This window comes from Bradyrhizobium sp. (assembly GCF_049581145.1).
Lineage (GTDB): Bacteria > Pseudomonadota > Alphaproteobacteria > Rhizobiales > Xanthobacteraceae > Bradyrhizobium.
The window spans coordinates 1-9,804 of the sequence record NZ_JBAURI010000314.1; the positions used below are offsets into that span (position 1 = coordinate 1).

General features: G+C 62.7%; 9 protein-coding genes. 7 read left to right on the forward strand and 2 right to left on the reverse strand.

Annotation, left to right across the window (positions count from 1 at the left end; translation table 11 throughout):
• Both WCB02_RS10440 and WCB02_RS10445 read left to right on the forward strand, forming a co-directional pair.
• On the forward strand, window positions 1–1,016 hold a 1,016-nt coding region (locus WCB02_RS10440; RefSeq protein ID WP_423958025.1), incomplete at its 5' end, for a DegT/DnrJ/EryC1/StrS family aminotransferase.
• A complete protein-coding gene (locus WCB02_RS10445) occupies window positions 1,013–2,128 on the forward strand; it encodes a glycosyltransferase family 4 protein (RefSeq protein ID WP_423958027.1) in 1,116 nt (371 codons plus the stop codon). The genes WCB02_RS10440 and WCB02_RS10445, both read left to right, overlap by 4 nt.
• A 13-nt stretch (window positions 2,129–2,141) precedes the next feature.
• On the opposite strand, the gene WCB02_RS10450 is transcribed toward WCB02_RS10445, so the two are convergent.
• Complete coding sequence (locus WCB02_RS10450; protein WP_423958029.1) at window positions 2,142–2,966, reverse strand: hypothetical protein; 825 nt, start codon at window positions 2,964–2,966, stop codon at window positions 2,142–2,144.
• Window positions 2,967–3,055: 89 nt separating this feature from the next.
• Window positions 3,056–4,387 (reverse strand): hypothetical protein, encoded by a 1,332-nt coding sequence (locus WCB02_RS10455; protein ID WP_423958030.1) that lies wholly within the window; start codon window positions 4,385–4,387, stop codon window positions 3,056–3,058.
• A 342-nt stretch (window positions 4,388–4,729) separates the two neighbouring features.
• Between WCB02_RS10455 and WCB02_RS10460 the strand changes: the two genes are divergently transcribed.
• The 5 genes from WCB02_RS10460 to WCB02_RS10480 all read left to right on the forward strand — a co-directional run bounded on the left by WCB02_RS10460 (window position 4,730) and on the right by WCB02_RS10480 (window position 9,755).
• The gene (locus WCB02_RS10460) at window positions 4,730–5,791 is read left to right on the forward strand and encodes a Gfo/Idh/MocA family protein (protein WP_423958032.1); all 1,062 of its coding nucleotides are present in this window, start codon (window positions 4,730–4,732) and stop codon (window positions 5,789–5,791) included.
• A complete protein-coding gene (locus WCB02_RS10465) occupies window positions 5,788–6,255 on the forward strand; it encodes an acyltransferase (RefSeq protein ID WP_423958033.1) in 468 nt (155 codons plus the stop codon). Before WCB02_RS10460 ends, WCB02_RS10465 begins: the two co-directional genes overlap by 4 nt.
• Before the next feature lie 18 nt (window positions 6,256–6,273).
• Window positions 6,274–7,371 (forward strand): DegT/DnrJ/EryC1/StrS family aminotransferase, encoded by a 1,098-nt coding sequence (locus WCB02_RS10470; RefSeq protein ID WP_423958034.1) that lies wholly within the window; start codon window positions 6,274–6,276, stop codon window positions 7,369–7,371.
• Between the two features lie 361 nt (window positions 7,372–7,732).
• Entirely contained in the window at window positions 7,733–8,818 is a 1,086-nt protein-coding gene (gmd, locus tag WCB02_RS10475; protein WP_423958035.1) for a GDP-mannose 4,6-dehydratase, read from the forward strand.
• Complete coding sequence (locus WCB02_RS10480) at window positions 8,799–9,755, forward strand: GDP-L-fucose synthase family protein (protein WP_423958037.1); 957 nt, start codon at window positions 8,799–8,801, stop codon at window positions 9,753–9,755. Before gmd ends, WCB02_RS10480 begins: the two co-directional genes overlap by 20 nt.
• Window positions 9,756–9,804: the final 49 nt, after the last annotated feature.

The window sequence follows — 9,804 nt, forward strand, 5'->3', positions numbered from 1 at the left end:
GAAAATACATCGACGAGTTCGAGGCCAATTTCGCGCGCTATTGCGGCACCGACTATGCGCTGACGGTGAGCAACGGCACGACCGGGCTGCATCTGGCGCTGGCCGCGCTCGGATTGGGGCCCGGCGATGAAGTGATCATTCCCGATCTGACCTTCGTCGCGACCGCGAACGCCGTGGCCTATACCGGCGCCACGCCGGTCCTGGCCGATGTCGACGCCGATACGCTTTGCCTCGATCCCGCATCGGTGAAGTCGCTGATCACGCCGAAAACCAGGGCGATCATGCCCGTGCATCTCTACGGCCATCCCGCGGAGATGGATGCCTTGCGCGAGATCGCCGATGCGCATCGGCTTGCCATCGTCGAGGACGCAGCCGAGGCGCATGGCGCGGAATACCGCGGGCACCGGGTCGGCGGCCTTGGGACCTGCGCCGTATTCAGCTTCTACGGCAACAAGGTAATCACGACCGGCGAGGGCGGCATGCTGACCACCAACGACGGGGAGCTTTATCAGCGCGCGCGGCGGCTGCGCGACCATGCGATGAGCCCGCAGCGTCGGTATTTTCACGAGGAGCGCGGCTTCAACTACCGGATCACCAATCTGCAGGCCGCTCTCGGCGTCGCGCAGCTCGAACGGATCGACGATTTCCTCCGTCGCCGGACCGAGATCATGGACTGGTATCATGCGGAGATTCCGACCACCGATCAGGTGCGCCTGAACCGGGTCAAGAACTGGGCCAAGAGCGCGTTCTGGATGGTATGTCTGGAGGTCGACTGGTTCGACGAGCAGCGGCGCGAGGATTTCATGCAGGCGCTGAAGGCGCGCGGCATCGATTCGCGGCCCTATTTCTGCACCATGTCGTCGATGCCGATGTATCGCCAGGCCGCTCTGCCGGTCGCTGCCAAGAAGGCGCAGATCGGTCTCAACCTGCCATCCTATTACGAATTGAGCAGGTCCGACGTGCGGCGGATCGGGACGGACGTGAACGACCTGCTGCGAGAGATGAGCCCGGCGTGACCACCAAGCTCGGCGTCATTGCGCTGGCCGGACCCGATAACGGCGGCACTTACCAGTACACGCTGGCGACGTTGCAAGCCTTGCATCATGCGACGGGCTTCGACGTCACGGTGTACGGCGACCCGAACAACCCGGATTTTGCGAAACTCGGCTACCCGATCGTGCGCTTTGGCGAAACGCGGGCGCAACAATTGACTGCGCTGGCCGCGCACCGGCTGCATCTCAGGCTGCCTGACCCTTTCGTAGCGGAGGATATCATGCTGGCGCCGATCTATTCGCTGGCGCTGCTGCATACCACCAAGCCGTTTGTCTACACGCTGCACGATCTGCAGGAGAAATATTACCCGCAGAATTTCGCCTGGTGGCAACGCGCCTGGCGGCATCAAATCCATCGTTCGTTGCTCGGGCGCGCCCGGCGCGTGATCTGTGAATCCGGCGACGTGCAAAACGACATCGTCCGCTTCTTCGGCGTCGAAGAAAAGCGGACGGTCGTGATTCCTGCGCCCCCGCAACTGCAATTTCTGTCGGAGCAAGGCGCCGAGCAGCTTGGAGCGGCCCGGGCTCGGCTCAAGCTGCCCGAGAAATTCCTGTTCTATCCGGCGCAGTTCTGGGCACACAAGAATCACCTGCGCCTGATCGAGGCGTTTCGCAGCGTCGCGGACCGGCTGCCGGATCTGGGATTGGTTCTCACCGGAAAACAGCGCGACGAATACCAGACGGTCATGAACGCGATCGGAAGGCTTGGATTGAACGATCGGGTGCTCCATCTCGGCTATGTTGCGCAGGACGATCTGCAGGCGGTCTATCAATTGGCGGCCGCATTGGTGATGCCATCGCTGTTCGAAAGCGTCAGCATTCCCATCTACGAGGCGTTTCAGGTCGGCACGCCGGTGATCGCCTCCGCCATCCTGGCCATTCCCGAACAGGTCGGCGATGCCGGATTGTTGTTCGATCCGACCTCCGTTCCGGCGATCAGGGACGCCATCCTCGAGGTCTTGAGGGAGCCTGCGGCGGCACGCGAGCGCACACGGCGCGGCCGTGACAGGATGCTGGCAATGACGCGGGAGCGCTACGCCGAGCAATTGCAGGCGGTCTTGCGTGGGCTGGCATAGCCCGCCGCCTGCCTCAAAGCTCCAGATGGAAATCGGGCATCCCGGCACGGTTGGGAGCGTCGAGCCCCGGATCGGGATAGGCTCGCGTCGATGGGGCCGGGGCTGACGGGAAAAACCGCTTGTTGAGGAACGTGATTTCCGGCGTTCGCGGAAAATGGAAGGGGGTCAATCCGCCCTGATTATTGGCGTGAAAATGCACGAGGTAGAAGTCGTGCTTGATCTTTTCGATGACCGACTTGAAGGGGTCGAGCAATATATCGATGTCGTGGAATTCGATCGCCAGGGCAGTGATGTTCTGGGAGCGCCGGAGCAGGTCGTCCAGAATGCGGTATTCGCTGCCTTCGACGTCGATCTTGACAAAAACCTGGCTGCCGTTCGGCAATCGGTCGAACGCGTCGTCGATCGTGGCGCTGTCGTCCTCGCGGTCCCGCCAGATCCGCTGACGGAAGTGGACCTTGTCGCCGCGAAAGAACAGGAGATAGTCGAGACAGGTGAACGCGCCGCGCAAATAGCGCGGCTGGAAGCGCACCAGGAACCGCCCGAGCTGACCAAGCGAATATTCGAATGCCGTCAGCGCGGACACGGTATGATCGTAGCAGTGAATGACCGCGCGGGAGTTCAACCTCCTGAAATCGCGCTCGAAGGTCCAGTTGTGCGACAGGCCAAGTGACAAGAGCGCATCGGCTGCCCTTACCGCGTCAAGCGATACGACATAGCCGCCGTCGTTCGCGCCACCGACGCGCGCGAGATGATCACACGCCACCGGCCGAAAATCGGAAAGCTGGACGGGATCGCGGGCCTCGGATTTGACCGTGACATAGGAATTCGTGGTGTTCACCGCCTCGTAAGCCTTTCGTGCTGCCGCTGCCGGTGGAATGGAGGACAGCAACTAGCCCGCAGTGGGGCGATTTGCAATTCGGCGCTGCGTCATGTCGCCTCGGTCGCCGCCGGCTTCGCAAAAAACGCGCGTGGGGTGATGTACCATAACAGAAATACCACTGCGGCGCCGTTGGTCAGCAACGATGTGGCCAGCGGGATATTCATGAGGACCTGCGACAGCAGTCCGCCGGACAACAGAATGAATCTCGGCGGCAGGCCGCACGACAGTCGATTGCCCAGCGCGATGACAAGGCCGCATGCGAACACGGCAATTGGCGCAAAATAAGGCCCGACGGACGCGATGCCTTCGGTGGCGAACAGCGAGGCGTTGACAAAGCCGAGCTGGTAGTTTCGCGACATCACGATCGAGAGATAGTCGGAGTAGGGGCAGCTGACGAACCGCTTCAGGATACCGATCTGACAGAAATAAGTGAGATCATGTTTGGAGAAGAAGTCGTTGTACAAGTCAAAGGCGATGGAAGGCACGGCGATCATCCGGTAATTGATGTTGCCGATGTAGTTCATGGCGTGATCGAGCGAGATCGCGCCGTACTTGACGAAGGGCAGTAACAGGACACCGAACAGGATGGCCAGAAACAGCGACAGCACGGCTGCGATTCGGGCCTCGAAAAGCCCGCCCAGCAGCGCCAGGAACGCCAGCCAGGCCGGTCCGAACAGCGCCAGCTTGCTGAGCGTGATCGGATAGAACGACAGCAGCAGCAGCAGGGCCGTCCCCGCCTGCCATCGCCGTCCGCGCACCAGGAAGCCGGCAAATGCGAACGGCAGCAGCGCGTTCGAGAACAGGCCGTTGGCATAAAGCAGCGGTCGCGGGAAATCGAGCTGGTTGCGATAGTCGTAGATATCGGCGACGCTGACGATGCGGAAATTGTAGGAAGCACCGATGGCGACGGTGACGGCGCCCAGGATCAGGATCCCCGACAGCAGCCGTTCGAACGCCGGTTCCGACAGGACGATCCGTTGCTTGAGCGGGGCCGTGATGAACAGGGCCGGCGCCAGGAACGCCAGCAGCGAAACGACGGCCGAGATGCTGGCCAGCCGGTGATCGTAGTTGAGCGTCGAGAACGGCGCCAGCCACAGATAGCCGAGAATCATGGTGGCGAGATTGAAGCCGACAAAGTAGCCGAAGCTGAAGCGACTGAATGCGAAGAAAAGCGCCGCGACGGCAAGCGGCGCGATGTTCAGCAGGGCTGTCGCGACGCGCGCGGCATCGAATGTGTAGAAATGCTGATAAGCGTAGTGCTGGCTGATGAAGACGAGAGACAGGCAGCAGGCGCAGATATGCAGGATGACGAGCAGCAGCAGCGTCAGGCGGATGCGCGAGGGTCTGGGGCGCCGGGGCGCTTCGCTGAAGTCGGGCATGCTCGTTGAGGCAGGCGGTGGCGGGGCGGCGGCACCGCGGGTGCGGATGAGTGCATGTCGGGCCGGCGATCGATGGTCCGACATGCCCGCCGCTTATTCAGGCTGGCTCGGTCCAGCGCAAGCAGTTTTTGGTTGCCCGCGCCATGGTGGCGTCTTCCGGCCCGACCCCTGCCTGCCAGGTGCTTGCTTGGGCAGGGCGATCCAAACGCCTTGATCTGCGGCCTCTTTTTTGAATATACGGACAACCGGCGGCACAGCCATCGGATCATGCCACTTGCCCCGCCCCATCGGCCGTCGCGAATGTCTGGGCTGCCATCACGACGGCTCGCAAAGGAAGCTTCGATGATCAGATTTGGGCTGCTTGGCTGTGGACGCATCGCCAAGCGTCACTCCGACCTTTTGGGCGGCGGTCACATCGAAGGCGCCAGGCTGGTCGCGGTCTGCGATCCCGTTCGCGCGCGCGCGGATGCGATTGCGGCGAAGTTTGCGGTGCCGGCCATCTACGATATCGATGATTTCCTGGCGCGACGGGACATCGACGCGGTTTCGGTGCTGACGCCGAGCGGGCTGCACCCGCAACATGTGATCGCCTGCGCCAAGGCCGGCAAGCATGTCGTGGTCGAAAAGCCGATGGCGCTCAGGCTGCAGGATGCCGACGACATGATCCGGGCCTGCGACGTGGCCGGCGTCAAGCTGTTCATCGTCAAGCAGAACCGCTTCAACGTTCCCGTGGTCAAGGCGCGCGAGGCGCTGGAGGCGGGCCGGTTCGGCCGGCTCATTCTCGGCACCGTGCGGGTGCGCTGGTGCCGCGATCAGGCCTATTACGACCAGGATGCCTGGCGCGGCACATGGGCCTATGACGGCGGGGTCCTGAGCAACCAGGCGAGCCATCATGTCGACATGCTGGAATGGTTCTTCGGCGATGTCGTCAGCGTCCATGCGCGCGCCATCACCGCACTCGCCAAGATCGAAACCGAAGACACCGCGGTCGCGACCTTGAAGTTCAGGAACGGCGCGTTGGGCATCATCGAGGCGACGACCGCCGCGCGCCCGACCGATCTGGAAGGCTCGCTCTCGATATTGGGCGAGGGCGGCACGGTCGAGATCGCGGGTTTTGCCGTCAACCAGATCCGGCATTGGCGCTTCGCCAATGAATTGCCGGCCGACAAGGAAGTGGTCGAGAAATTCTCGGTCAATCCGCCCAACGTCTATGGGTTCGGTCATCATGCCTATTATCAGCACGTGGTCGATTGCCTGGTGCATCAGCGCGCCGCGCTGGTCGACGGTCTCGAGGGCCGCAAGAGCCTGGAACTGATTTCGGCGCTCTACGAGTCGATCGAGACCGGCGAGGAAGTGCGGCTGCATTTCGCGCCGCGGCTGTGCCGGCTGGGCATGACCTCGTGAGCGCCCCCGAACTGCAGCAGGCTGGCATCCGCGACGTGGTGTTCGGCGCGCGGGTCAAGGTCGTCGAGCCCTGCAACCTCTATGGCTGCCGGATCGGCGACGACTGTTTCATCGGGCCGTTCACCGAGATCCAGAAGGATGTGGCGATCGGCGCGCGCAGCCGCGTGCAATCCCACAGCTTCATCTGCGAACTGGTCACGATCGGCGAGGATTGCTTCATCGGTCACGGCGTCATGTTCATCAACGATACTTTCGCAGGCGGTGGTCCGGCGCGCGGCCGCAAGGACTTGTGGCGCAAGACCGTGATCGGCAACCGAGTGTCGATCGGCTCCAACGCGACCATCATGCCAGTGCTTATCGTCGACGACGTCGTGATCGGCGCCGGCTCGGTGGTCACCAAGGACATCGCCTCGGCCGGGACCTATGCCGGGAACCCGGCGCGGCTGCTCGAACTGCGCAAATAGCAATAAGAAAGACGATCGATGCCGGTACCGTTGGCCGACCTGCAACTTCAATATCACAATATCAAGGACGCGATCGATGACGCCATCGCCGCCGTGATCCGCGACAACGCCTTCATCCGCGGCACCTATGTCGACGCCTTCGAGCGGGAGTTTTCGCGCGCCGTGGAGGTCAAACATTGCGTGTCCTGCGCCAACGGCACCGACGCGCTTTATCTGGCGATGGCGGCGCTGAAGGTCGCGCCGGGCGACGAGGTGATCACGACAGCGCATTCCTGGATCTCGACCGCGGCCATGATCACGCATGCCGGCGGGACGCCGGTGTTCGCAGACACCGACGGCCTGACCTTCACGATCGATCCGGCGGCGGTCGAAGCCGCGATCACGCCGCGCACGGTGGGCATCATCCCGGTGCATCTCTATGGCCAGCCGGCGGACATGGATGCGATCATGGCGATCGCCAAGAGGCACAAGCTCTGGGTGGTGGAGGATTGCGCGCAGGCGCATCTGGCGCGCTACAAGAACCGGCCGATCGGCAGCTTCGGGATCGCCGCCACCTATTCGTTCTATCCGGGCAAGAATCTCGGCGCGATGGGCGACGCCGGCGCCGTCGTCACCAATGACGACGCGTTGGCATCGCACATGACCATGCTGGCCCGCCATGGCGGGCTGACGAAGCATCAGCACCAGATCGAGGGCATCAATAGCCGGCTCGATGGCATGCAGGCCGCGATTCTGTCGGCGAAACTGCCGCATCTGGTGGCCTGGACCGAGGCGCGGCAGCAGGCGGCGAAGGTCTACGATTGCGGCCTCAACCAGATTGAGGGCGTCGAGGTGCCCGAGGTCGCACCCGATCGGACCCACGTCTATCACCTCTACACCATCCGCCATCCGCGCCGCGCCGAGCTGGCTGCCTATCTGACCGCCAACGGCGTGCAGACCGCGATCAACTATCCGACCGCGTTGCCGTTCCTCGAAGCCTATGGCCGCTTCAACCATCGTCCCGACGAGTTCCCGAACGCCTTCGCCGACCAGGGCCGCATCCTGTCCTTGCCGATGTTTGCGGAAATCACGCCTGCGCAGCAGGACGAAGTCATCGACCTGGTGCGCAGGTTCTGACCCCATCGATCACCCAGGAGGAAATCGGCCTGTGGAAATCGGCCAGCGGAAATCGGCGTTTTGCCAGGGATCTCATGGCGCAAGGCCTCCAGTGGCCGAAAAAGCAGGGCTGCTTCGGCCCGAATGTGGCGAGGCACCGATCCCCGATCCGGAGTGTTGGCGCAGCGCGGCCAATAGCCGAAAGCCTAATTCCGTTTTGGGCTCTATCGGCCTGATTTGATGGGATTTTAGGTCACGTATTGGCATTAGACTTGAGGTACGGTCGGATGTTATGGCCTGCGCCGCGCCGGTTGGCTGATCGGTAAGGTGCGTGGCGCGCCGCGGTTCCTTCGAGGGCTCCGGCGCGAGGTTCGGAGAAGACATGGCGGTACAGGGTTCAAAACGGCGCGTCGCGCTGATCACCGGCGTGACCGGGCAGGATGGCGCCTATCTTGCCGAATATCTGCTCGGTTTGGGCTACACGGTCCATGGTGTGAAGCGGCGGTCGTCCTCGTTCAACACGGCACGCATCGATCACCTCTATGAGGACCGCCACGCCGGCAATGTCCCGTTCCTGCTGCATTATGGCGACATGACGGATTCGACCAATCTGATCCGGCTGATGCAGCAGATCCGCCCGACCGAGATCTATAATCTGGCCGCCCAGAGTCATGTCGGCGTCAGCTTCGAAAGCCCGGAATATACCGCCAATGCCGACGCCCTCGGCGTGCTCAGGCTTTTGGAGGCGATTCGCATTCTCGGCATGGAAAAGGAGACCCGGTTCTACCAGGCCTCGACGTCGGAGCTCTATGGCCTGGTCCAGGAGATCCCGCAGAAGGAAACCACGCCGTTCTATCCGCGTTCGCCCTACGGCGTCGCCAAGCTTTACGGCTACTGGATCACCGTGAACTACCGCGAGGCCTACGGGATCTTCGCGGCCAATGGTATCCTGTTCAACCATGAAAGCCCGATTCGCGGCGAGACCTTCGTGACGCGCAAGATCACCCGCGGCGTCGCCCGCATCGAGCTGGGCCTGGACGATGCGATCTATCTCGGCAACCTCGAGGCCAAGCGCGACTGGGGGCACGCGCGCGACTATGTCGAGGGCATGCACGCGATCCTGCAGGCGGACGAGCCGGACGATTTCGTGCTGGCGACCGGCGAGACGCGCTCGGTGCGCGAATTCGTCGAATTGGCCTTCGCCGAGGTCGGCCGCAGCATCCAGTGGCGCGGCCAGGGGATCGAGGAAACCGGAATTGACAAGAAGAGCGGCAAGGCCGTGGTGCGCATCGATCCGACCTATTTCCGTCCAACCGAGGTCGACCTCCTGATCGGCGATCCCAGCAAGGTGCGCGAGAAGCTCGGCTGGAAGCCAAAGACCAGCTTCGCGCAACTGGTGAAGGAAATGGTCGCCGGCGACCTCAAGATCGCCCGGCTGGAGGCCGCCAATGGCAAGCATCCCGTTTGAGCTGAAGGGCAAAACGGTCTTCGTGGCCGGCCATCGCGGCATGGTCGGCGGCGCGCTCGTGCGCCGGCTGGCGCTGGAGGAGTCCGAGCTCTTGACGGTCGGGCGGCGCGAGCTCGATCTGCGCGACCAGGCCGCGGTGTTCGACTGGTTCACGTCCAAGACGCCGCAGGTGGTGTTCCTGGCGGCCGCGAAAGTCGGCGGCATCGTCGCCAACAACACGCTGCGTGCGGAATTCCTCTACGACAATCTGGCGATCGCCGCCAACGTGATCCACGCCGCCTATCTCAATCGCGTCGAGAAGCTGATGTTTCTCGGCTCGTCCTGCATCTATCCGAAACTCGCAGCCCAGCCGCTGCGCGAGGATTCGATCCTGACTGGTCCCTTGGAAGTGACCAACGAGCCCTATGCGATCGCCAAGATCGCGGGCATCAAGCTGGTCGAGGCCTATCGCAGCCAGTATGGCAGCGACTTCACCAACGTGATGCCGACCAATCTCTATGGACCCGGCGACAACTACCATCCCGAATATAGCCACGTCGTCGCCGCGCTGATCCGAAGGTTTCACGAGGCGAAGGTTTCAGGGGCTTCCAATGTCGTGGTGTGGGGCACCGGCACACCGCGGCGCGAGTTCCTCTATGTCGACGATCTCGCGGACGCCTGCATCCATCTGATGAAGACCTATTCGAGCGACGAGCTTGTCAATATCGGCACCGGCAAGGACATCACCATCGCGGAGTTCGCCCGCGTGGTGGCCGGCGTCGTCGGCTATACCGGCACGATCAGCTATGATCCTTCGCGGCCTGACGGCACGCCGCAAAAGCTGCTCGACGTCGAGCGGCTCGCCAAACTCGGCTGGCGCGCAAGCACGGCGCTCCATGACGGGATCAAGCTCACCTATCAGGCGTATTTGAGCGAGAGCAAACAACCGGCGGAGTGACTACCTGAGTTTTGGCCCTCATTCCGGGATGGTGCGCTAGCACCAGACC